This is a genomic window from Halomonas sp. THAF5a (assembly GCF_009363755.1).
Lineage (GTDB): Bacteria > Pseudomonadota > Gammaproteobacteria > Pseudomonadales > Halomonadaceae > Halomonas.
In genome coordinates this window covers 1788698-1809930 of sequence record NZ_CP045417.1, presented here as the reverse complement: position 1 = coordinate 1809930, position 21233 = coordinate 1788698, and the positions used below count along the sequence as shown (strand labels likewise).

The window sequence follows — 21233 nt, the reverse complement described above, 5'->3', positions numbered from 1 at the left end:
TTAGACCAAGGCAGCGTTTGCGCCCGCCGCGTAATCGACCAAGACTGATCTGAGGCACAGAACAATGACAAGACGCCTACCGCACGCACGCAACCGTGAGACCGCATGAACCAGCACATCGAACTGATGCCGGTCGATGACGACCGCAACCGCCGCGCCAGGGAGGCCGCCCGGCGCCGCGTCTCCTGGCCCGTCAACCTGAGCCCCGCCCGCGTCAGCTACCAGAGCGACGGCCACGCCCTGATCCTCGGCAACGAACGCGATGTCCGGCGCGGGGCCCTGGCCCTCCAGGCACGGGGGCTCCCGGCGCCCACCCTCGCCGTCACCGAGCCCCTCGAGGATGACGGTGGCAGCACCGCGGAGCAGCAGGCCCTGCTCGCCGAGTCCGCCGCCCTCGACTGCCAGACGCTGTCGCGTGCCCAGGCGCGAGCGCTGACCCTCGAGGGCTACCTGGGGCACTTCATTGCCCGGGTGCCCGGCGACGGCGGCGCGCTGGATCTCGCCCGGGCGCTCGCCGGACGCGCGCACTTCGACCTGGTCCTCGATCTCGGCGCCACGCCCGTCCTCGCCCTCGAGCTGCCCCCGCCGGGCTACGTCGCCCTGGACTGGCAGGACCCGGAGCGCGACGCGCGCCTCGACGCCCTCGCCGGGCTGGTCGGCGAGTTCGACAAGCCGCGCTACTTCCAGATCGACAACGACCTCTGCGCCCACGCCAGCAGCGGCAACACGGGCTGCACCCGCTGCCTGGAGGTCTGCCCCGCCGATGCCGTCGCGAGTCATCAGGGCCGCATCGAGGCGTGGATCGAGATCGACCCCTTCCGCTGCCACGGCGTCGGCAGCTGCAGCAGCGCCTGTCCCACCGGCGCCATCCAGTTCCGCCTGCCGGAGAGCGCCCGCCAGCAGGATACCCTGCTGGGCTGGCTCGCGGCCTATCGCGAGGCCGGCGGCACCGCGCCGGTGGTGCGCTTCGCCGAGGCGAGCGACCTCGAGGCCGAGGGCGAGTCGGCGGGCCACGTGATCGACGTGCCCCTCGAGGAGCTGGGCGCCGCCGGTCACGACCAGTGGCTGACCGCCCTGGCCGCCGGCGCCGCCGAGGTGCGCCTCCAGTCCCACCCCCATATGCCCGAGCGACTGACCCGCTTCATCGACGACCAGCTCGCCCAGGCCCGCGCCCTGCTGACCGCCCTCGGCCACGCGCCGACGCGGATCGCGCGCCTCGAGGCCGGCGACGCGGCCGGCCGCGATGCCCTGCCGGTCGAGCCGCCGCTGACGCAGACGCCGCCGGTGCTGGACGGCACCGACAAGCGCACCCGGCTCAACGTCGTGCTGGAGCACCTGGCGCGCCTGGGCGCTCCGGACGGCCGGCGCCACCGCCTGCCGGCCGGCGCCGCCTATGGCGATATCGCGGTCGACCGCGACGCCTGCACCCTGTGCATGGCCTGCGTCTCCAACTGCCCGACCCCGGCGCTGGCCGCCGGCGACACGAGCCCGAGGCTGAGCTTCCGCGAGGCCGACTGCGTGCAGTGCGGGCTCTGCGCCGAGGCCTGCCCGGAGCAGGCGATCACCCTGCATCCCGGCTTCCTGGCCGATGCGGCGCGCAGCGAGCGCCAGGTGCGCCACGAGGAGGAAGCCTTCCCCTGCCGCCACTGCGGCAAGCCCTTCGCCACCGTGAGCACCGTCGAGACCCTCAAGGCCAAGCTCGCCGACCACCCCTACTTCGCCGGCGACGCCCTGGCCCGCCTGGAGATGTGCGAGGACTGCCGCGTCAAGGACGTCTGGCAGGAGATGGCCCGCAACCCCGAATCGCAGCTGAGGGTGTGATCGCATGAACGAGCTGAACGAGAGCGATGCGCTGCGCGCCGACGTCTACCGGCTGCTGGCCCGGCTGCTGCGCGAGGCCCCCGATGCCGAGCTCCTGGACTGGCTGGCGGGGCTCGAGGTCGAGGCCGACGGCAGCCTGCTCGCCGAGCGCTGGGCGGGGCTTGTCGTCGCGGCGCGCGAGACCACCGCCGAGGCCCAGGCCCGCGCCCATTTCCGCCACCTGGTCGGGGTGGTCCAGGGCGACGTTACCCCCTACGCCTCTTGGTACCGCAACGGCGAGCTGATGGACGCGGCGCTGGTCGCGCTGCGCCGGGACCTCAAGGCGCTGGGCTTCCAGCGCGCCGAGCACAGCCACGATCCCGAGGATCACCTCGCCGCGCTGGCGGAGGTGATGGCGATGCTGATCGAGGCCCGCGCGCCGGACGAGGCGCGCTTCTTCATGGACCACCTCGCCCCCTGGGCGGCGGAGTGCCTGGCCGATCTCGGCCGGGTCGACACCCCCTTCCAGGCGTGCCTGGGCCGACTCGGCCAGGCCTTCCTCGAGCAGGAGGCCCGGTGCCTCGAGGCCGAGGCACAGCAGGATCCGGTGCGCATCGTCGAACCCTGACGTCGCGCGACCACCGTGACAGCCCCATAACGATAGAGCCCGTCAGGGCCCGCGACAGCGAGAGACAGGAGAGACCCACATGTCCAGCACACGCAACCCGCAGCGCCGGCGCTTCCTCATGACCCTTGGCGCCGGCACCGCGGCCGCCGGCGCGGCTGCCGCGGTCGGTCACGTCACCCTGGCCCAGGCCGAGACCAGGGCCGAGGCCCCGCAGGCCGAGCCCTCCCGCGAGTACCGGGAGACGCCCCACATCCGTGCCTTCTACGCCACCCTGCGTGATTGACGGCCCCGAGCCAGGAGAGCAGCCATGCGTTTGACACCCAAATCCGAGTCGCCGAGGGCCGCCGGGCTGGGCATTTCCCGCCGCCAGTTCCTCAAGCGCAGCGGCGCCACCACCGGCGGGCTGGCCGCCGCCGGCTTCATGGGCGCGCCGATGATGCAGCGCGCCGAGGCCGCCGAAAAGACCGCCTGGTCCGATGCCCCGGTGGAGACGAAGCGGACCGTCTGCTCCCACTGCTCGGTGGGCTGCGGCGTCTATGCCGAGGTGCAGGAGGGCGTCTGGACCAAGCAGGAGCCGGCCTTCGACCACCCCATCAACCGCGGCGCCCACTGCGCCAAGGGCGCCTCGCTGCGCCAGCACGGCCACTCCAGCCGGCGCCTCAAGTACCCGATGAAGCTGGTCGGCGGCGAGTGGCAGCGCCTGAGCTGGGAGGACGCCATCGAGGAGATCGGCGACAAGGTGCTCGCGCTGACGGAGCAGCACGGCCCCGACAGCATCTACTGGCTCGGCTCGGCCAAGTTCAACAACGAGCAGGCCTACCTGATGCGCAAGTTCGCCGCCCTGGCCGGTACCAACAATACCGACCATCAGGCGCGCATCTGCCACTCCACCACCGTGGCCGGGGTCGCCAATACCTGGGGCTACGGGGCGATGACCAACTCGCTCAACGACATCCAGAACAGCCGGTCGATCATGTTCATCGGCTCGAACCCCTCCGAGGCGCACCCCGTCGCCATGCAGCACATCCTGCTGGCCAAGGAGCGCAGCCAGGCCGAGATCATCGTCGTCGACCCGCGCTTCACCCGCACCGCCGCCAAGGCCGACCACTACGTGCGCATCCGCCCCGGCTCCGACGTGGCCTTCATCTGGGGCCTCTTGTGGCACATCTTCGAGAACGGCTGGGAGGATCGCCAGTACGTCGAGCAGCGGGTCTATGCCATGAACCAGGTGCGCGCGGAGGTCGCGGCCTTCTCGCCGGACGTGGTGGAGAACATCACCGGGGTGCCGGAAGCGACCATGCGCGACACCGCCCGCCAGCTGGCCGAGAACCGTCCGGGCTGCATCGTCTGGTGCATGGGCGGCACCCAGCACACCACCGGCAACAACAACACCCGGGCCTACTGCATCCTGGAGCTGGCGCTCGGGAACATCGGCAAGTCCGGCGGCGGGGCCAACATCTTCCGCGGCCACGACAACGTCCAGGGCGCCACCGACCTCGGCCTGATGTCCCACTCGCTGCCCGGCTACTACGGCCTCTCCGAGGGCGCCTGGAAGCACTGGGCCCGGGTCTGGGACCTCGACTACGAGTGGCTCCAGGGCCGCTTCGACCAGACCGAGTACGCCGACGGCAAGCCGATGCACTCAAGCGGCATCACCGTCTCGCGCTGGGTCGATGGCGTCCTCGAGGAGGAGGAGGACATCTCCCAGCGCACCCGCCTCAAGGCGATGTTCTACTGGGGCCACGCGGTCAACTCCCAGACCCGCGGGCCCGAGATGCGCAAGGCCATGCAGCAGCTCGAGATGATGGTCATCGTGGACCCCTATCCCACCGTGGCGGGGGTCATGCACGACCGCCAGGACGGCGTCTACCTGCTGCCGGCGGCCACCCAGTTCGAGACCACCGGCAGCGTCACCGCCACCAACCGCTCCATCCAGTGGCGCGACCGGGTGATCGAGCCGCTCTTCGAGTCCAAGCCCGACCACGAGATCATGTACCTGCTGTCGCGCAAGCTCGGCTTCAGCGACGAGCTGTTCAAGAACATCCGGGTCGAGGGCACCGAACCGGTGATCGAGGACCTGACCCGGGAGTTCAACGCCGGCATGTGGACCGTGGGCTACACCGGCCAGAGCCCCGAGCGCCTGAAGGCCCACCAGCAGAACTGGCACACCTTCAGCTTCCGCGACCTCAAGGCCGAGGGCGGGCCCGCCGACGGCGACTACTACGGCCTGCCCTGGCCCTGTTGGGGCACCGCCGAGATGGGTCATCCCGGCACCCCGATCCTCTACGACACCAGCAAGAAGGTCTCCGAAGGCGGCCTCACCTTCCGCGCCCGCTTCGGCATCGAGCGCGACGGCGAGAACCTGCTGGCCGACGGCGTCTTCAGCGACGGCTCCGAGCTCGAGGACGGCTACCCCGAGTTCACCGACGCCATGCTCAAGGACCTGGGCTGGTGGGACGACCTGACCGAGGCCGAGAAGTCCGCGGCCGAGGGCAAGAACTGGAAGACCGACCTCTCGGGCGGCATCCAGCGCGTGGCCATCGCCCACGAGTGCGCCCCCTTCGGCAACGCCAAGGCGCGCTGCAACGTCTGGACCTTCCCCGACCCCATCCCCAAGCACCGCGAGCCGCTCTATACCAGCCGCCGCGACCTGGTGAAGGACTACCCGACCTGGCCGGACGTGACCTCCCACTACCGACTGCCGACGCTCTACCAAAGCATCCAGGAGCAGGACGTGACCGGGGAGTACCCGATCATCCTCACCTCCGGGCGCCTGGTGGAGTACGAGGGCGGCGGCGAGGAGACGCGCTCGATGTCCTGGCTGGCTGAGCTGCAGCAGGAGATGTTCGTCGAGATCCATCCGGCGCTCGCCAACGACCTGGCCATCGCCGAGGGCGACATGGTGTGGGTCGAGGGCGCCGAGGGCGGCCGCGTGAAGGTCAAGGCGCTGGTGACCCCGCGGGTGGCCCCGGAGGTGGTCTTCATGCCCTTCCACTTCGGCGGCATGTTCCAGGGCGAGAGCCTGCACGACCGCTACCCGAAAGGCTCGGCCCCCTACGTGCTCGGCGAAGCGGCCAACACCGCCACCACCTACGGCTATGACTCGGTGACCCAGATGCAGGAAACCAAGTGCACCCTGTGTCGCATCGAGAAGGCAAGCTGAGGAGATCCCCATGGCCACAATGAAATTCATGTGCGACGCGGAGCGCTGCATCGAGTGCAACGGCTGCGTCACCGCCTGCAAGAACGCCAACGAGGTCGAATGGGGCGTGCAGCGCCGCCGTGTGGTGACCCTCAACGACGGCGAGCCCAGCGAGGTCTCGATCTCGGTGGCCTGCATGCACTGCGACGATGCGCCCTGCATCGCCGTCTGCCCCACCGAGACCCTCTACCAGCGCGATGACGGCATCGTGCTGCACGACAAGGACCTCTGCATCGGCTGCGGCTACTGCCTCTACGCCTGCCCCTTCGGCGCGCCGCAGTTCCCCAAGCAGAACGCCTTCGGCGAGCGCGGCAAGATGGACAAGTGCACCTTCTGCGCCGGCGGGCCGGCGGAGACTCCGGAGGAGGAGTACCAGAAGTACGGCGCCAACCGCATCGCCGAGGGCAAGCTGCCGCTCTGTGCCGAGATGTGTTCGACCAAGGCGCTGCTCGCCGGGGATGCCCAGGAGGTCGCCGACATCTTCCGCCAGCGCGTCGTCCAGCGCGGCCATAGGGACGGGGGCTGGTCGGGCAACCCCCGCGCCGAGGCCGACTCCCTGGCCTACGATGCCACCCGGCAGGGGTAAGGAGGCGACCATGAGCATCTCGATGACGCACGCGGGGGCCGCCCGGCGGCTCCTGACGCTGCTGGTGCTGCTGGCCGGCCTGGTGCTCTCCTCGCTGGCGCTGGCGCAGCAGGCCGATCCCGGCCGGGAGGCGGCCTTCGCCGTCCCCGCCGTGGACGCCGACCTGTGGCGACAGGTCAAGGCGGGTGAGACGGGACCCAACTACCGGGACTCCCGGGCCGACAGCAGCTACAACCTGGTGAATGCCAGCGGCGAGACCTGGCGGCAGATCCGCGAGCGTTGGGTCTCTCCCTTCGGGGCGATCGCGGTACTGGGCATGATCGTGGCGATCGCGCTCTTCTACCTGCTGGTGGGGCGCAAGACGCTCGACGAGCCGCGCACCGGACGCAAGCTGCTGCGCTGGTCGCTGGTCGTGCGCTCCCTGCACTGGACGGTGGCGACGCTGTTCATCCTGCTGGCCTTGACCGGGCTCAACCTCGCCTACGGCAAGACCCTGCTGCGCCCACTGGTCGGCGACGGGGCCTGGGCGGCGATGATGTCCGGCACCAAGCTGATCCACAACTACCTGGGGCCGCTGTTCGGCATCCTGCTGGTGATCCTGCTGCTGCGCCTGCTCAGCCACAACATCCCCAGGGCCCACGACCTGCAGTGGTTCGCCAAGGGCGGCGGCCTGGTCGGCAAGGGCCATCCCGACGCCGGCTTCGCCAACGGCGGCGAGAAGGTCTGGTACTGGCTGCTGGCCACCGCCGGGCTCGCGGTGATCGTCAGCGGCTTCGTGCTGGACTTCCCCAACTACGGCCAGGCCCGTGACACCATGCAGTGGGCCAGCATCATCCACGCCGTGGGGGCCCTGGGGCTGACGGCCGTGGCCCTGGGCCATATCTACATCGGCACCCTGGGGACCGAGGGATCGCTGGAGGGCATGACCACCGGCTACGTGGACGAGAGCTGGGCCAAGGAGCACCACAACCTCTGGTACGACGAGGTCAAGGACCAGGCGATTCCCGAGGCTCAGCTGGCCGAGCCGCGTCCGGCCCCTAAAGGCGACGCGCCGGCGCCAGGCTCCGGCTGATCCCCGGCCGCCATCTCGCTTCGACACCGCCTGCAGGCGGTGTCTTTTTGTTAAGCTGGCCCTACCGATACCCCGACTCCGGAGAGCGACGATGCCACAACTCGACGACGCCACCCGCACCGAACTCGAGGCGGCCGCCTTCCGCCGCCTGCTGCGCCACCTCGATGAGCACAAGGAGGTCCAGAACATCGACCTGATGATCCTGGCCGACTTCTGCCGCAACTGCCTCTCCAAGTGGCTGGTGGCCGCCGCCGACGAGCGCGGCGTCGAACTGGACTACGAGAGTGCCCGGGAGCATGTCTACGGCATGCCCTACGCCGAGTGGAAGGAGCAGTACCAGCAGGAGGCCACCCCCGAGCAGCAGGCGGCCTTCGCGGCGCGCCAGGCGGCCAAGCAGGAGACCCGCGACGCATGAGCGAGCCGATGATCCCCCTCTCCGTGGCGGTGCTGACCATCTCCGACACGCGTGATGAACAGACCGACCGCAGCGGCCAGGCCCTGGTCGAGCGCCTGACGGCGGCCGGGCACCGCCTGCACGAGAAGCGCATCGTGCCCGATGACGTCTATCGCATCCGTGCGGTCGTGGCCGGCTGGATCGCCGATGAGGACGTCCAGGTGATCCTGACCACCGGCGGCACCGGGTTCACCGGACGCGACTCCACCCCGGAAGCGGTCTCGGTGCTGCTCGACAAGCAGATCGAGGGCTTCGGCGAGCTGTTCCGCCACCTCTCCTGGCAGGAGATCGGCAGCTCCACGGTGCAGAGCCGCAGCCTCGCCGGGCTGGCCAATTCCACCGTGGTGTTCTGCCTGCCCGGCTCCACCGGCGCCTGTCGCACCGGCTGGGACGGTATCCTGGCCGAACAGCTCGACAGCCGGCACAAGCCGTGCAACTTCGCCAACCTCGTCATTCCCGAGCGAGGCCAGCATGGGTGAGCTGCAACCGGTCGAGGCCGCGCTGGACGCCCTGCTGGCCGACGTCATCGCCACGCCCGGGGAGACGGTGCCCTGCGCGGACGCGGCCGGACGCGTGCTGGCCGAGGCGATCGAGGCGCGCCTCGACGTGCCCGCCTTCGACAACAGCGCCATGGACGGCTACGCCCTGCACCACCTCGATGCCGGGAAACGACTGCCGGTCGCCCAGCGCATCGCCGCCGGCGCCCCGGCGACGCCCCTGGCACGGGGCACCTGCGCGCGCATCTTCACCGGCGGTGCCCTGCCCCCGGGCGCCGACTGCGTGGTGATGCAGGAACGCGTGACGCTCGAGGGCGATGTCGCGGCCATCCCGGCGGATCTCCCGGCGGGCGACAACGTCCGCTGTCGCGGGCGCGACGTGGCGGCCGGCGCTCCCCTGCTGGCCGCCGGCGAGCGGCTCGAGGCCGCGGCCCTGGGCCATCTCGCCGGCCAGGGCATCACCGAGGTGGTGGTGCGTCGCCGCCCGCGGGTCGCCCTGCTCTCCACCGGCGACGAGATCGTCGATCCGGGCGCGCCACTTTCCGAGGGGCAGATCTACAACTCCAATCGCCCGATGCTCCGGCGGCTGCTGGAGCGCTTCGGCGCCGAACTGGTGCGCATCGCCACGGTCCCGGACGACGCCGCGGGCACCCGCGACATCCTGGCCGCGGCGGCCTTGGAGGCCGACCTGGTGATCACGACCGGCGGGGTGAGCGTCGGCGAGGAGGACCATGTCAAGGCGGCGCTGGCATCGCTTGGCCAGCTCGACCTGTGGCGCCTGGCGATCCGCCCGGGCAAACCGCTCGCCCTGGGGCGCCTGCCGGGGCGCGAGGGCCAGGCGGTGCGCTTCGTCGGCCTGCCCGGCAACCCGGTCTCCTGCTTCGTCGGCGCCTGGCTCTTCCTGCGCCCCCTGCTGGGGGCGCTGCAGGGCTGCCCGGCGATGGCCGAGCTGCCGCGTCTGCCCGCGCGCGTCGATTTCGCCACCTCCACGGGGCCACGGCGCCACTATATGCGCGTCACCCTGGAGCTGGGCGACGACGGCATCGTGGCCCGGGCGTTCCGCGACCAGAACTCGGGGGTGCTGTCGTCGTGCATCGGCGCCGATGCCCTGGCGGAGATCCCCGCCGAGACGCGTATCGAACCCGGCGATCGCGTCGACTGCCTGTGGCTCAGGGTCGATTGAGGCGCGAACGGCGAATGGAGCCGACTAGGTCAGCGGGGGACGCTGGCCGTCCACCGGCACCTCGAGCGCCTGGTTGACGGCCGGCCACAGCCGCTCGAAGTCGCGGGCGAGGCGGTCATAGTGCGCCTCCAGCCAGGGCACCAGCTCGGCGAGGCGGTTCGGGCCGGAGAGCCGTCCGCCGATGCCCGCAATGGCGCGACAGGTGAAGGCGAAGTCGGCATAGCGGTTGAGCCAGTCCTGCTCCACCAGCAGGGGCACCATCCCCGCCAGGCGACCCGGGGCGGGCGCGGTCGCGAGCAGCCGGTAGCAGCGTGCGGCCAGCCGGCGTCTCGCCTCGTCCTCGAGGGCGCGTGCCGCGAAGTGGTCCCAGAGCAGGTCCAGGGCGATGCCGGCGAAGCGGCGCTGGGGCCAGGGGGCCCGCGCCAGGACCTCGGCGATCACCGGGTGGCCATCGACGAAGGCGTCCACCCGACGGTGGTGGCGGATGCCCGCCGCCGTCTCCGCCGACCACGCCGAGAGATCGGTGCCCTTCACCCCGTCGGCGATCAGATTGCCGTACAGGAAATCGTCACCGCCGCCGCGGGCGAGCCAGCCATGGGCGAGGAAGTTCAAGGGAGCGCCTTCACAGGCAGTGGGTGGGCTTGGGCAGTCCGGCCAGCCGCGCCGCCACCTTGGCGGGGCTGCCGGGGAAGAGCCGCATCAGGTGAATGGAACGCCCCTTCTCGGGCCCCAGCACCTTGCCCACCGCCTTGACCAGGGGGCGCATGGCGGGGGCCATCTCATAGCGCGCATAGAAGTCGCGCAGTACATGGAGCACCTCCCAGTGCTCCTCGGTCAGCTCGATCCCCTCCTCTTGCGCCAGGGCTTCGGCGACCTCGGGCGACCACTGGGCCATGTCGACCAGATAGTCTTCCGGGTCGAGCCCGAATTGTTTGTCATTGATGGATAGATAACGGTATATTTCTGTCGACGCCATCAGTACCAGCTCACCGTTCGTTCGGCTTCCTCGGTCAGGGTCACGAAGCCATCCACATCGACCACCTGCACGCTTTCCGCACAGCGGCCCAGCAGCCCACGCGCCTCCAGATCCTCCTTCAGGGCGAAGAGGCGCCCCTCGATCGGCGCGAAATAGCGCACCAGCTGGGGCAGCGCCCCCTGGACGCCATCCTCGATCAACAGCAGGACATCCTCCGGCCCCATGCCGGTCAGGGCCTGCTCATGGACCCGACTGTTCGCCGGGGAACGGTTCACCACATGCAACAGCATCCCGGTTCTCCTTGGGGACTAGAAGGTCAACACCAGGCGGTGGGCGGACAGGGTCTCGGCGATGGCCTCGGCCGACAGCGGCGTGACGTCGAGCATCAATTCGTCGTCGGCGAGGCCAAGCGATGAGAGCGCCTGCGCATCCACCAGCAGGGTCTCGATATCATACATCTCCAGCATCGCAAGCGTCGCGGCCGTCCCCTTCTGCTCGAGAGGACCGGCGCCCTGCCCCGGCACCAGCGCCGTGACACCCTCCCCCATGAACAACAGGGAGACGCTCTGTCCGAAGGCGGCGGCGACCAGGGCGGCGTCCAGCCCTTCCTTCAGCCAGCTGCTGCCGTGGGGCGCATGGCGCAGGATGACCAGCAGATCGCGGAGGGTCTCGTCGTGTTCGTGCATCATCGTTCCATCGCAAGCCAGAGGGTCAGGGGCCGAAGGTCACCAGCCGGTCACAGCGGGTGCCCAGGTCGATCAGCTGCCCGAGCCCGGTCAGCTCGAAGGGCGCGGCGACGCTGCTCCCCTCCTTGCCATGGCGGGCGGCCTCGCGCTCATCGAGCAGGCCACGACGCAGCGCCGCGGCGATGCACACCTGGAGCGAGACCTCGTGCTCGCGGGAGAGGGCCGCCCAGCCATCCACCAGGTGCGGTTCATCCTGGGGCGGGGCGGCCAGGCGGGCGGCATTGTGCACCCCGTCGTGATAGAAGAATACCGCCTCGAGGCGATGGCCACGCGCCAGCAGGGCGCGGGCGAAACGCAGGGCCGAATGGCTGGCCTGATGACTGTAGGGGGCGCCCATCAACAGGATGGCATAGCGCATGTAGCTCCTCCTGAAACGACCTGGCCCCGCCGATTGGCGGGGCCAGGTGAACCTGATACCGCGCTGGCGTCAGTCCTGGCTCATGATGCCCAGGATCGACAGCAGGCTGATGAACAGGTTGTAGATCGACACGTAGAGGGTGATGGTGGCGAGAATGTAGTTGGTCTCGCCGCTACGATGCACGATCTCGCTGGTCTGGAAGAGAATGGCCGCCGAGGAGAACAGCACGAAGCCGGCGGAGACCATCAGCGACAGGGCCGGGATCTGCAGGAAGATGCCCGCCAGCATGGCCAGGATCAGCACGATGGCACCCGCCATCAGGAAGTTGGCCAGGAAGCTGAAGTCCTTGCGGGTGATCAGCGCCACCGCCGAGAGCCCCACGAAGGTCAGGCCGGTCATGCCCAGCGCGGTCATGATCAGCTGCGCGCCGTTGGGCAGGGTGAGGTAGGCACTCAGTACCGGCCCCAGCGTGAAGCCCATGAAACCGGTGAAGGCGAAGGTGGCGAGCAGCCCCATCGCGGAATTGGCGGTCTTGTGCACCAGGAACATGAGCCCGTAGGCGCCGATGAAGAACACGAAGATGTTCATCCGCTCGACGCCCATGCTCATGGCGACGCCCGCCGTGATGGCAGAGAACAGCAGGGTCATCGCCAACAGGCCATAGGTATTGCGCAGGACCTTGCTGGCACCGACAGACGTCGTCTGCGTCTGGTGACGTGTCGTCTGCGTCTCTTGATAAGCCATGGTTCCGAAGCTCCCTGATATGGTTGGACTAGCACTAGACTTAGGATGCAGCCAGATGGTTCCCGACGCAAGCGCCCGGCGAGTCGGGGTTCAACGCCTATTTCGCGGCGGCCGCTTCCTCGAGGACCCGCCTCGCCACGCGCGCCGCGGTGTCGCAGACCTCAGGCCCCGCGCGGTCGAGCGCCGCCAGGTCCATCCAGCAGAGCGCCGTGGCATCGTCCGCGGCCGCCTCGCTGCCGCCCCGCCAGGCCAGCTGGACCACCACGATGACGAAGTGCATGCGTAGCGCGCCCCGGGTGTCGTGGTCGAAGAGGTCGAGGGCGGTCAGGATGCGCCGCGGCTCGGCCACCACGCCGGTCTCTTCCAGAAGCTCGCGCGCCGCGGCCTGCTCGAGGCGCTCCCCCGCCTCGACCTTGCCGCCGGGCAGGGCCAGCTTGCCGGCATTGGGGGGATTGCGCCGCCGGACCATCAGGATACGATCGTCCCTGACCACCGCCGCCGATACCGCGGGCACGGGCCTTACCGGGGTTCCCGCCGAGCACTGGGGCATGAAGGCTCTCCTCAATGAAGGTCCCCCCATTGTGCCCCACCCCCGAACCGGGGGCTAACACGCTGATCCAAATGAACTCTTGACCTCAGGATGAAAGCTGGTAGAGTACGCATCCGTAAGCCGGAGGGATGGCAGAGCGGTTGAATGCACCGGTCTTGAAAACCGGCGAAGGTTAACGCCTTCCCAGGGTTCGAATCCCTGTCCCTCCGCCACCTTTTTCCAAGGGGATCAGCTACTTAGCTGATCCCCTTTCTCGTTTGCGCTGGTTAAAAAATAGCCGATAGTGCAACGGGTGCAACGATAGCCGTTGCACCGCCCTGCCTAGACCAGCAAATAATAGACGAAAGTCTAACCTCCTGCCTGATCCCCACCCCTTTCCTTCTCTATGGAGGGTTCGCCTCAGTGTCGGGCGGTCTGCCCACCCGCTGGACCATTTGTCTCGTGATTGCATTAGCGTTTGCCTGCTCACGCCCAAGTGACAAATACTGTATATACGAACAGTATTGGTGAGAGACCCGCTATGCGCCCTTCTGAGATATTCCACCCCCATCCTGCCCCCACTTACCACGCCCTGCCCCATCCACTGGCCACCATCCGGGCGGGGATCTCTGGCTTTCCCTCGCCGGCGGAGGACTATGTCGGCCGCACGCTCGACCTCAACGAGCGGCTGGTGAAGCGGCCTTCGGCTACCTTCTTCATGACCGTCACCGGCGACAGCATGGAGGGCTTCGGCATCCAGGATGGCGACACCCTGGTGGTCGATCGCTCCGTGGATGCCCGCCCCGGCCATATCGTCGTCGCTCTGGTAGATGGCGAGATCATCGTAAAACGCTACGAACTCCTCGGCCGGCGACCCTATCTCTGCTCCGGCAACGACCGCTATGCCCCGATCCCTATCTCGGACCTGGACTGCCAGCTGTGGGGCGTGGTGCGCTCGGTCATTCACGAGTACCCCGTATGATCGGCCTGGTGGACTGCAACAACTTCTATGTGAGCTGCGAGCGGGTCTTTCAGCCACGGCTCGAGGGCGTCCCCGTGGGGGTGATGTCCAACAACGATGGCTGCGTGATCGCCCGATCCAACGAGCTGAAGCAGATGGGGGTTGAGATGGGCACCCCAGCCTTCGAGCTGCAGAATCTTGTCAACCAGGGCCGCATCCGGCTGCTCTCCTCCAACTACGAGCTCTACGGCGACATGTCTGCCCGGGTGCGCGAGGTCCTCGAGGAGTTCTCCGCCGGCGTCGAGCCCTACTCTATCGATGAGATGTTCATCCGCGCTGACGGGTTCAAGCCCGAGCAGCTTCTGACCCACGCCCGCGAGATCCACCGTAAGGTGCGACAGTACACCGGCATCCCTGTCAGCGTGGGAGTTGCCCCCAGCCGCACCCTTGCGAAACTGGCCAACCGAGCGGCAAAGAAAGTGCCGATGTTCCGCGGCGTCTGCGTGCTAACACCCGACGATGACGCTACCCGCCACCTGTTGGAGGGCACCCAGCTCGGCGACGTCTGGGGCGTCGGCCGGAGGCTGGTCGAGCGGCTTGCCATCATGGGGATCCGCACCGCCTGGGATCTCGCCCAGGCGGACCCTAAGGCCATACGCCGCCGCTTCTCCGTCACTCTCGAGCGGACCGTGCGCGAGCTCCAAGGGACGCCCTGCATTGAACTCAACGACGCCGACCGGCCCAGAGACCGCATAATGACCTCCCGCTCCTTTGGCCGCCTCACCAGCGACCAGGGCGAGCTGCAGGAAGCCATCCGCCAGCACGCCCAGCGCGGCGCCGAGAAACTGCGCCAGCAGGATAGCCACGCCCGCGCCGTGCTCATCTTCCTCAAGACCAACCGCCACCGACTGGATCTGGCCCAATACTCGCCCAGCGCCGTTGTCGAGCTGCCCGAGCCCACTGACGACAGCCGGCTGATCCTGACCGCCGCCCGCCAAGGGCTCGAGACGGTCTATCGCCGCGGGTACCGGTTCATGAAAGGAGGGGTGATGCTGCTCGACCTGGTGGACGCCAACCGTCAGAAGCTCTCGCTACTCGACACGCCCGAGCGCGCCGACCAGCGCGATCGCGACCACAAGCTGATGACGGCCCTGGACGAGCTCAACCAGCGGATGGGCAGCGGCACCGTGCGACTCGGCATGCCCAGCAAGAACGCCGCCTGGCATCTGCGCTGCACTCACCGCACACCATGCTGGACCACGCGTTGGAATGAGCTACCCAAGGCGAGAACCTGACACCACCCTCAGCGTTTCAGCACGCCCCCTGTCGAGGATCTCCTACATCCCGGCCCTTCCCTGCCAACTACGGTGGAGTACAACAGGGAGGAGTCGCCATGCCGGAGATCACACTGATGCCAGTGCCCCAAGGGCGGTGGGTTCTGATGTGCCCATGCGGTGCCACCGAGATCCGTGCGCAGGACGGTCCACACTGGGCGGCGTTCGACCTGGAGAAGGTCGATGGAAGGCGCTACCGCATCACCTGCCAGGCGTGCGGACACATCACAGAGCACCACTGGAATCAGGACGCGATGGGCTCGATCAGATCGGCATCATCGTGAGTGGGCGTGTTGACCCGCGTGCTCACCGGCCAGTGGGTAAGCATGTCGGCGGGTAGGTGGTGAACCACCTGTCGGATCGTCTCTCGGTCAATCAGGTGAGGATCGAGCCAGGGCTCCAGGCTCTCGTTGTCCAGGGCCAGCGGCATGCGCGGATGGATCTCCTTGGCCACGCCACGGGCCGGTTCGGTGAGGATGGCGCAGCCCGGAGCGCCATCCGGCCGCTCGGCCCATATGGCAGCGAGCCAGATTGGCTCACGGTCAGCGCGGGTGATGAAATAGGGCTGTTTTCCGCCAGGATGCCAATGCCATTCATACCAGCCGTCTGCCGGCACCAAACAGCGATGATGCGCGAACGCCCCGCGGAAGTAGTTGGAGACGGCGACACGCTCACTCTTCGCGTTGATCGGCTCCGGCGCGCCCTCATTGGCCCAGTGAGGCCGGTAGCCCCACCACACTTCGTCCAACACCAGTGGCGCGCCCTCCTCTGGGTGCCGTATAGCGGCAATCCAAGTACCTGGCGCGACGTTGTAGCGTGGCCGAATCTCGCTACGCTCTAGCGGCAATCGAAGAGCCGCTGAGAGCTTTGGGTAGGGGCTGAACAGCGCGAATCGTCCACACATGCTGTGAGGATAGACCTCGGAGTGGAGACCGTCCCTAGTCCCGCTCAATGCTAAAGGCGATCACAGAAGCGCAACGATTATTCAGAGGCTACTATATAGATGGCAGGAGCGATCTTAACGTGTCAGGCATGGACGGTAGTGCGTGAGGAGCTTCCCAAAGATGTATCTACGGAATCGGAAAATCTTGGTAACCGATATATCCTGCCAGCATGACCATCCTTGGCAAGCTGCTCTGATCTTTTACCAATCTTAGTCTTCATGCTTATTGATTGGAATGTAGAAAAAACCCTATAAATAACCTTAATCCACCTGGAGCAAGAATATGGACAACAAGTTATTCATCACAGCCTATCGAAACTCCCTCTATGAAGGCTTCCTTTCTGAAGAAAATGCACCAAAAACAAGCTGGGAAACCATGCAAGCGATAAAGTCGAAGCTTGACAGGCTGGAGCCAGAGTTTTTGAGCAACAACATTACGAGTGATGACCTTGTTGCTGAGATAAAGAGCCTAGTTGACAAACCAGAGCCTGGAATGAACCCAACTAACGTACCTAGGGATTTATGCATCCTTGCATGGATGGCTGTTGGTGCTGCAATCCTTGCAGCTTGGGTTGCTAGCGGAGGTACACTTATTATAGGTAGTGCAGTGGCAGGAGTTACGATTTCGCAGCCCCTTCTTGCTGCTTTAGCCGGTGGAGCTTCGGCTGGCACGATTGCATGCATCGCTGGTTCCTGCGGTGATTGTTAATCGCTACGCTCCAAGCTATAGACGACCGGTCCTGCTCAGAGAGCTGAGTAGGTCGGCCACCTTTGCTTTTAGAGGAAGATCTCCTAATTTCTGTCACTTCAATCCCAAAGAGCACATCCAGCTGGCTGAGTCAGCGGGACAGCCACGAAAGCGTTGATTCTGTATCGTGGCAGATAACAGCAACGATTGCATGCCGCTCTTCCAGTGCTGCGACTGCCATTGAATGAAGCCGATCGCCGTAAGACGCAAGATGCGCCGAAAGCCACGGCCTGCGGAGCACATAAGTTTCGAAAAACGCGCTATCGGGAAGGAACGTCATAGAGCGACGCATCTGCTAGATCAAGGAGCTGCACCACATCTGTACGCGATACAACACGCTCGTCAGAAGCTTATGGGCAATGGTATACCTGTCCAACATAGGCCGTTGCTCACGCGCAGACATTCCACACATAACCTAGGAGTGAGAGTCTAGGGGGGACCGTAGTCCGCCTAGCTCTCGACCGTTGTAGGAGGATGACCATATCTGAGGTCGAAGGAAGCCTAGCCCCCAGGGTTATTGGTGACTCATTGGCAGAGCTGCCCGCTATCACGGATCTCCTGCATCCTAGCCGGGCCAATGCCATCTATCTCGACCAACTCATCGACTGCTCCCCAATCGCGGCCATCGATGATGTCATGAGCCCGTGCCGGCCCGATGTTCGGCAGCTCATCGAGCCGCGAAGCACTTGAGCTGTTCAGGTCGATGCAGTCTCGAGTATTGGCGGTGCTGTCCTGTGATGGAGCCACTGAGACGAACTCGGGCTCGGCGTCACCGAGGGTGATGTAGACCGAGGCGTGATCGGAGACGATGTCTCGGGCTTCCTCATGGCTCATGCCCAGCAGGTCCGGAAATCGGACGATGCTGGCCCCTGTCACGTCGAGCACTTCTTCATCGAACCAGAGATTGTCGTAGAGGTTGGCGTATTCACCGTCGGTCTGGCTGAGCGTCGTGGCGCCAGCGGTGATCGCCGGCTCCGCGCCCTTCTCGCGCAGCGGCTGCCAGGCGGGATGATCCGGCGCTAGGTTGTAGTCGCCGGCGATGATCCGTGGCGTGTCGGGGTAAACCTCCCGCATCCAGTCCCAGATCTCCTCGAGCTGCCGGATCTCGGGCGTGCGGTCATCCCGGCTGTCACCGTACACGATGTGCACAGTCGCCAGCGCGACCTCCTGGACGCTCTCGATATCTCGGAATTCCGCAAGGAATGGCTCCCGGGCGAACTTATCTCCTGGATCACGGTAGACCACCGCGCCCTGGGTGTACTCGACGACGGCGTCACGCCAAAGGTAGGAGTAGCTCTCCTAGTAGGAGCTGCGGCCCACCTCGTGCGAGGTCATCGAGCTCCAGGGCTCGCCCGTCTGCTGCTCAATCTCACGCTCGAGCTGGGCGACCGCCGCCTCGTCCATGACCTCCTGCAACGCCCACAGATCCGCCCCCTGGGCGATCGTCGCCACGTCCTCGAGGCTCTTGTCGTTGTTCCATCCCAAGTGCTTGAGGTTCCAGCTGGCGATGGTGATATCGGCCTGAGCAACCTGCATCATGCATGCTGTGAAAGCAAGTGCCGTGATTACACGCGTGAGCGTCATCGTTGCTGCAACTCAATATCGCAAAATGATTAAAGTGAGACATAATACAGACCCTCTAGACTACGCCTGGAAGGCAGGGGGCCAAGGCATTTAAAAAATACATCCCCTTAATATTATAAAACCTACGCTGGCAAAACCTCCCTGCTCGTCAGGCACTTTATAAATTGATGTAGCTCATCACTAGGCATATCATTCGCCACATATCCTCTCAGGCACACCTCTAAAACATCAGTATGCCTACGACCTAGCTGCCTCGCCACTATAAATGGCCAGTCATGATAGTCGGCGCCATTTGCTGCTGCCAGTGCGGCATGTATCTCAGCTTCGTTTACGCCAAATGACTGCGACAGCAAACCCACATTATTATACGCAGACAGTTTTGCGACTTGCTCGGGATCCTCATCCGTCGGCAAGTATCTTAGCGGCCACTTACATCTATGCTTCTCACTCTTCTGATCACCATCCAAAACCCCCACAAATTTTAACGAGAGATTATCAAAACCTTCTACAAGACCATTCAAAGCTGTAACCACTTCTCCCGAACTGCCTGCCCAGCATATCTCAACAGACCCCCTTAACGCAGGTGCCCCGATTGTTATCATCTCCTTCAAAAAAATCGTAGCTGCGTGATCTTCGGTGACTGCAACTAACTTTGTTCCTTTACCAACCCCGATTTTAGTTAAATGATTCGGGACATTTTCAGCCGTCGTACATGCAACACCCTGACTATTCATTATAGTAACTATTCTACGCTTAGGCGGTATTTTTTCCACAACAGTATCCGAATGAGATGTCATTACGCATGACACACCTCGCTCTGCAGAAAAGTAAGCAACTATGTCTGAAATCGCAGCTTGTGAGTGCGAGGCAAGAAAGCACTCAGGCTCGTCAATTAATAGAATTGACCCACTTGGCATTCTTTTCGCCGCCCAATATATAAGAAGCCCAGACAGCTCCCCTAAACCTAAATGCTCTATGCCATACTGCACACCATCTTGTGTCACATGAAAGTATGGCAAAACCTCCCAGTTGTTATCTAACCCTATATCAATTTCAAGCTCAAAAACTTTGATCGAGTCATAATCTCTTCCAGCAACAAACTTAGCAACATCTAATTCTGTTTCATTAAGTGATGCACTGCCCTGCTGATCAAGCAGATCTTGATAATTCGGGTCTTTTCTAAAATATCTTTGTAAAGCAGGAGCTACTTCTGCAACATCTACTAAAAACGCTTGAACCTCATAAGGGTTAATACCTGGATCATCACATTCAACACTCCTGGCCGTCTCGGAAAAATCATATACAAACTTAACACTTGCATGACCAACCTTTAGCAACAGCTCAACACTACCTTCGGTTAAACGGGAGTCAAGAGCCATAGCAGACAAAGATGCTTCGTCACATAGGCAAAGCCAGATAGAGTGAAGAACAGTACTTTTCCCTGCGCCATTCAGACCGGTGATAGCCGAGATCCCCCTGCCAAGGTCAATAGAAAAACTCCCCAGCGTTGGCACACTATTAAAAGTCACTGAAACCAGTTCAGTTCCAGGCTCGTTTCTATATGTCGCCTTCCAATAATCGGCTATCCTTGCCTGCTTCATGAAATTTCACCCCATGATTCCTTAAGAGCGACATCAACCATCTCTGATTCTGGGCCTGAATTGGATAACCCAAAATCAAAGCTGTTGTGGGAAAACCACTTGACATTGCGATCAGCTTTTTCGACATGCTCAACAAGTTTTAATGGGGCCGAATCTAAAATACTAGCCATGGGAGACATTTTAACAGATGCCCATAGAATAATATCTCGTATAACGACGGAACTTACATCAGCCACCCTGGATGCTGCTCTATCGTTAAACACAGCTGCAACAGAAACCTCTTCTGGCGAGTTCTCTAACCCCAGCCCTTTCATTGAAAGCCTGAGCTCTTCAAACCAAGCCATGTGCTTACCTAGCACTTCATTATCTCTATCACCACCTAGTCGATGAAAAACGGCGATAAATAGCACCCATGACCATAAAGTTGCCTTATTCAACCGTATTTGGTAATTATCGCTATTAATTGCACCACCTAGGCTTTCAAATGCCGCTGATGTAATATCTACAATATGCTGTGGGAAAGCTGGTCCTGACCGATACCTATCCGCAAGCTTGTTAGCGGTAACCTTTTCGGATATATGCCCCCAATCTAGCACGCACATTATCCTTGCAACGACATCATCATGTGCCATTCTCGCATTACTAAACCCAATTGTCTGTTTTGTTAACCCCCACCTCTCAAAGTTTTTAGCGACCTCTCTAACTTGGTCCCTAACTTCACCAAAATATGCATTTCTCGTTTCAGCTGGCGTCAGGGTCACTTGATGATTTAAGCGATAAAAAAGCTCACCGGGCTCTTCCGGGTTAAAATCAGTTACCGAAAGCACCCTTATAGAAAACTTGTTTATTTTCTTAGCCACACTCGGTGACAAATCCGAAAACCTGCATCCATGCAAGGATCTTATCAAATCATCATGCGGCTCAACCGAGCCATCGATAGAAAACTTATTACAGCAAAAATCGTATATTGCAGCCAGCCTTTGCTGACCATCTAACACCTCATCACACAAAGAATCATCTTGGCTCACAATATGAACTGGAGGTATGTGCCAATTCCTCAAAATGGTGTCAATAAGCAGCTGCTTTTTCTTCGTATTCCATACGCTTCCTCTTTGAAAGTCGGGCTGAAGATCAATATCACCATCCCGAATTCTTCCAACAATTGTCTGGATATCTGGATCTGATGCAACTAGCTTCATTTTTCCCACCTTGGAATATCACCACAAAAAACGCCACAACACTTCACTCCCGAGAAATCATGGCGCACTGTTAAAACCAGCCAAAAAA

24 protein-coding genes and 1 tRNA gene are annotated in these 21233 nt (G+C 63.7%); 13 read left to right on the top strand and 12 right to left on the bottom strand.

The window, feature by feature from the left end; genetic code table 11:
* The first annotated feature begins 105 nt into the window (after positions 1–105).
* The 9 genes from FIU83_RS08225 (at position 106) to glp (ending at position 9422) form a co-directional block, all read left to right on the top strand.
* Positions 106–1821 (top strand): 4Fe-4S binding protein, encoded by a 1716-nt coding sequence (locus tag FIU83_RS08225; protein ID WP_152483603.1) that lies wholly within the window; start codon positions 106–108, stop codon positions 1819–1821.
* Between the two features lie 4 nt (positions 1822–1825).
* Positions 1826–2428, top strand: coding sequence for a molecular chaperone (locus FIU83_RS08220; protein WP_152483602.1), 603 nt, complete (start codon positions 1826–1828; stop codon positions 2426–2428).
* Between the two features lie 79 nt (positions 2429–2507).
* Positions 2508–2711, top strand: coding sequence for a twin-arginine translocation pathway signal (locus tag FIU83_RS08215; RefSeq protein WP_152483601.1), 204 nt, complete (start codon positions 2508–2510; stop codon positions 2709–2711).
* A 24-nt stretch (positions 2712–2735) separates the two neighbouring features.
* Positions 2736–5591 (top strand): molybdopterin-dependent oxidoreductase, encoded by a 2856-nt coding sequence (locus FIU83_RS08210; RefSeq protein WP_152483600.1) that lies wholly within the window; start codon positions 2736–2738, stop codon positions 5589–5591.
* Between the two features lie 10 nt (positions 5592–5601).
* Positions 5602–6216 carry a formate dehydrogenase FDH3 subunit beta gene (gene fdh3B, locus FIU83_RS08205; protein ID WP_152483599.1) on the top strand — a complete coding sequence of 205 codons (615 nt, stop codon included), beginning with the start codon at positions 5602–5604 and terminating at the stop codon, positions 6214–6216.
* A 10-nt stretch (positions 6217–6226) separates the two neighbouring features.
* Positions 6227–7288, top strand: coding sequence for a formate dehydrogenase subunit gamma (locus FIU83_RS08200; RefSeq protein ID WP_253939571.1), 1062 nt, complete (start codon positions 6227–6229; stop codon positions 7286–7288).
* 91 nt (positions 7289–7379) lie between these two features.
* A complete protein-coding gene (locus FIU83_RS08195; protein ID WP_152483597.1) occupies positions 7380–7703 on the top strand; it encodes a DUF1244 domain-containing protein in 324 nt (107 codons plus the stop codon).
* Positions 7700–8221: a molybdenum cofactor biosynthesis protein B gene (gene moaB, locus FIU83_RS08190; RefSeq protein ID WP_152483596.1), complete on the top strand. Its 522-nt coding sequence runs from the start codon at positions 7700–7702 to the stop codon at positions 8219–8221. The genes FIU83_RS08195 and moaB overlap by 4 nt, the downstream gene beginning before the upstream one ends.
* On the top strand, positions 8214–9422 hold the full coding sequence (glp, locus tag FIU83_RS08185) for a gephyrin-like molybdotransferase Glp (RefSeq protein WP_152483595.1): 1209 nt from the start codon (positions 8214–8216) through the stop codon (positions 9420–9422). The genes moaB and glp overlap by 8 nt, the downstream gene beginning before the upstream one ends.
* Before the next feature lie 24 nt (positions 9423–9446).
* Here the strand turns inward: glp and FIU83_RS08180 are convergent, their stop codons facing one another.
* The 7 genes from FIU83_RS08180 to FIU83_RS08150 form a co-directional block, all read right to left on the bottom strand.
* Complete coding sequence (locus FIU83_RS08180) at positions 9447–10034, bottom strand: ACP phosphodiesterase (RefSeq protein WP_152483594.1); 588 nt, start codon at positions 10032–10034, stop codon at positions 9447–9449.
* 10 nt (positions 10035–10044) lie between these two features.
* Positions 10045–10398, bottom strand: a complete 354-nt coding sequence (locus tag FIU83_RS08175; protein ID WP_152483593.1) for a TusE/DsrC/DsvC family sulfur relay protein — start codon at positions 10396–10398, stop codon at positions 10045–10047.
* Positions 10398–10688, bottom strand: coding sequence for a sulfurtransferase complex subunit TusB (gene tusB, locus FIU83_RS08170; RefSeq protein WP_152483592.1), 291 nt, complete (start codon positions 10686–10688; stop codon positions 10398–10400). Before tusB ends, FIU83_RS08175 begins: the two co-directional genes overlap by 1 nt.
* Positions 10689–10706: 18 nt before the next feature.
* The gene (tusC, locus tag FIU83_RS08165) at positions 10707–11087 is read right to left on the bottom strand and encodes a sulfurtransferase complex subunit TusC (protein ID WP_253939570.1); all 381 of its coding nucleotides are present in this window, start codon (positions 11085–11087) and stop codon (positions 10707–10709) included.
* A gap of 22 nt (positions 11088–11109) precedes the next feature.
* Positions 11110–11502: a sulfurtransferase complex subunit TusD gene (tusD, locus tag FIU83_RS08160; protein WP_152483591.1), complete on the bottom strand. Its 393-nt coding sequence runs from the start codon at positions 11500–11502 to the stop codon at positions 11110–11112.
* A gap of 69 nt (positions 11503–11571) precedes the next feature.
* Positions 11572–12246 carry a Bax inhibitor-1/YccA family protein gene (locus FIU83_RS08155; RefSeq protein WP_152483590.1) on the bottom strand — a complete coding sequence of 225 codons (675 nt, stop codon included), beginning with the start codon at positions 12244–12246 and terminating at the stop codon, positions 11572–11574.
* A 97-nt stretch (positions 12247–12343) separates the two neighbouring features.
* Positions 12344–12796 (bottom strand): NUDIX hydrolase, encoded by a 453-nt coding sequence (locus FIU83_RS08150; protein WP_152483589.1) that lies wholly within the window; start codon positions 12794–12796, stop codon positions 12344–12346.
* A gap of 122 nt (positions 12797–12918) precedes the next feature.
* Here FIU83_RS08150 and FIU83_RS08145 point away from each other — a divergent pair.
* The 3 genes from FIU83_RS08145 (at position 12919) to FIU83_RS08135 (ending at position 15031) form a co-directional block, all read left to right on the top strand.
* A tRNA-Ser gene (locus FIU83_RS08145) sits at positions 12919–13008 on the top strand.
* Positions 13009–13316: 308 nt separating this feature from the next.
* Positions 13317–13757 carry a LexA family transcriptional regulator gene (locus FIU83_RS08140; RefSeq protein ID WP_152483588.1) on the top strand — a complete coding sequence of 147 codons (441 nt, stop codon included), beginning with the start codon at positions 13317–13319 and terminating at the stop codon, positions 13755–13757.
* On the top strand, positions 13754–15031 hold the full coding sequence (locus tag FIU83_RS08135) for a Y-family DNA polymerase (RefSeq protein ID WP_152483587.1): 1278 nt from the start codon (positions 13754–13756) through the stop codon (positions 15029–15031). Before FIU83_RS08140 ends, FIU83_RS08135 begins: the two co-directional genes overlap by 4 nt.
* Before the next feature lie 283 nt (positions 15032–15314).
* On the opposite strand, the gene FIU83_RS08130 is transcribed toward FIU83_RS08135, so the two are convergent.
* The gene (locus tag FIU83_RS08130) at positions 15315–15974 is read right to left on the bottom strand and encodes an SOS response-associated peptidase (protein WP_152483586.1); all 660 of its coding nucleotides are present in this window, start codon (positions 15972–15974) and stop codon (positions 15315–15317) included.
* A gap of 322 nt (positions 15975–16296) precedes the next feature.
* Here FIU83_RS08130 and FIU83_RS08125 point away from each other — a divergent pair, with 322 nt between their 5' ends.
* Positions 16297–16722, top strand: a complete 426-nt coding sequence (locus tag FIU83_RS08125) for a hypothetical protein (protein ID WP_152483585.1) — start codon at positions 16297–16299, stop codon at positions 16720–16722.
* 564 nt (positions 16723–17286) lie between these two features.
* On the opposite strand, the gene FIU83_RS08120 is transcribed toward FIU83_RS08125, so the two are convergent.
* The 4 genes from FIU83_RS08120 to FIU83_RS08110 form a co-directional block, all read right to left on the bottom strand.
* Complete coding sequence (locus tag FIU83_RS08120) at positions 17287–17910, bottom strand: helix-hairpin-helix domain-containing protein (RefSeq protein ID WP_253939569.1); 624 nt, start codon at positions 17908–17910, stop codon at positions 17287–17289.
* Positions 17911–18060: 150 nt separating this feature from the next.
* Positions 18061–18345: a hypothetical protein gene (locus FIU83_RS17630; protein ID WP_253939568.1), complete on the bottom strand. Its 285-nt coding sequence runs from the start codon at positions 18343–18345 to the stop codon at positions 18061–18063.
* 122 nt (positions 18346–18467) lie between these two features.
* Positions 18468–19946, bottom strand: a complete 1479-nt coding sequence (locus tag FIU83_RS08115; RefSeq protein ID WP_152483584.1) for an ATP-dependent endonuclease — start codon at positions 19944–19946, stop codon at positions 18468–18470.
* Positions 19943–21145 carry a DUF262 domain-containing protein gene (locus FIU83_RS08110; RefSeq protein ID WP_152483583.1) on the bottom strand — a complete coding sequence of 401 codons (1203 nt, stop codon included), beginning with the start codon at positions 21143–21145 and terminating at the stop codon, positions 19943–19945. The genes FIU83_RS08115 and FIU83_RS08110 overlap by 4 nt, the downstream gene beginning before the upstream one ends.
* Between the last annotated feature and the right edge of the window lie 88 nt (positions 21146–21233).

Coding starts and splice junctions, on each gene's coding strand:
- FIU83_RS08225 (WP_152483603.1), top strand. CDS start 106: ATGAACCAGCACATCGAACTGATGCCGGTCGATGACGACCGCAACCGC.
- FIU83_RS08220 (WP_152483602.1), top strand. CDS start 1,826: ATGAACGAGCTGAACGAGAGCGATGCGCTGCGCGCCGACGTCTACCGG.
- FIU83_RS08215 (WP_152483601.1), top strand. CDS start 2,508: ATGTCCAGCACACGCAACCCGCAGCGCCGGCGCTTCCTCATGACCCTT.
- FIU83_RS08210 (WP_152483600.1), top strand. CDS start 2,736: ATGCGTTTGACACCCAAATCCGAGTCGCCGAGGGCCGCCGGGCTGGGC.
- fdh3B (WP_152483599.1), top strand. CDS start 5,602: ATGGCCACAATGAAATTCATGTGCGACGCGGAGCGCTGCATCGAGTGC.
- FIU83_RS08200 (WP_253939571.1), top strand. CDS start 6,227: ATGAGCATCTCGATGACGCACGCGGGGGCCGCCCGGCGGCTCCTGACG.
- FIU83_RS08195 (WP_152483597.1), top strand. CDS start 7,380: ATGCCACAACTCGACGACGCCACCCGCACCGAACTCGAGGCGGCCGCC.
- moaB (WP_152483596.1), top strand. CDS start 7,700: ATGAGCGAGCCGATGATCCCCCTCTCCGTGGCGGTGCTGACCATCTCC.
- glp (WP_152483595.1), top strand. CDS start 8,214: ATGGGTGAGCTGCAACCGGTCGAGGCCGCGCTGGACGCCCTGCTGGCC.
- FIU83_RS08175 (WP_152483593.1), bottom strand. CDS start 10,398: ATGGCGTCGACAGAAATATACCGTTATCTATCCATCAATGACAAACAA.
- tusB (WP_152483592.1), bottom strand. CDS start 10,688: ATGCTGTTGCATGTGGTGAACCGTTCCCCGGCGAACAGTCGGGTCCAT.
- tusC (WP_253939570.1), bottom strand. CDS start 11,087: ATGATGCACGAACACGACGAGACCCTCCGCGATCTGCTGGTCATCCTG.
- tusD (WP_152483591.1), bottom strand. CDS start 11,502: ATGCGCTATGCCATCCTGTTGATGGGCGCCCCCTACAGTCATCAGGCC.
- FIU83_RS08155 (WP_152483590.1), bottom strand. CDS start 12,246: ATGGCTTATCAAGAGACGCAGACGACACGTCACCAGACGCAGACGACG.
- FIU83_RS08150 (WP_152483589.1), bottom strand. CDS start 12,796: ATGCCCCAGTGCTCGGCGGGAACCCCGGTAAGGCCCGTGCCCGCGGTA.
- FIU83_RS08140 (WP_152483588.1), top strand. CDS start 13,317: ATGCGCCCTTCTGAGATATTCCACCCCCATCCTGCCCCCACTTACCAC.
- FIU83_RS08135 (WP_152483587.1), top strand. CDS start 13,754: ATGATCGGCCTGGTGGACTGCAACAACTTCTATGTGAGCTGCGAGCGG.
- FIU83_RS08130 (WP_152483586.1), bottom strand. CDS start 15,974: ATGTGTGGACGATTCGCGCTGTTCAGCCCCTACCCAAAGCTCTCAGCG.
- FIU83_RS08125 (WP_152483585.1), top strand. CDS start 16,297: ATGGACAACAAGTTATTCATCACAGCCTATCGAAACTCCCTCTATGAA.
- FIU83_RS17630 (WP_253939568.1), bottom strand. CDS start 18,345: ATGACGCTCACGCGTGTAATCACGGCACTTGCTTTCACAGCATGCATG.
- FIU83_RS08115 (WP_152483584.1), bottom strand. CDS start 19,946: ATGAAGCAGGCAAGGATAGCCGATTATTGGAAGGCGACATATAGAAAC.
- FIU83_RS08110 (WP_152483583.1), bottom strand. CDS start 21,145: ATGAAGCTAGTTGCATCAGATCCAGATATCCAGACAATTGTTGGAAGA.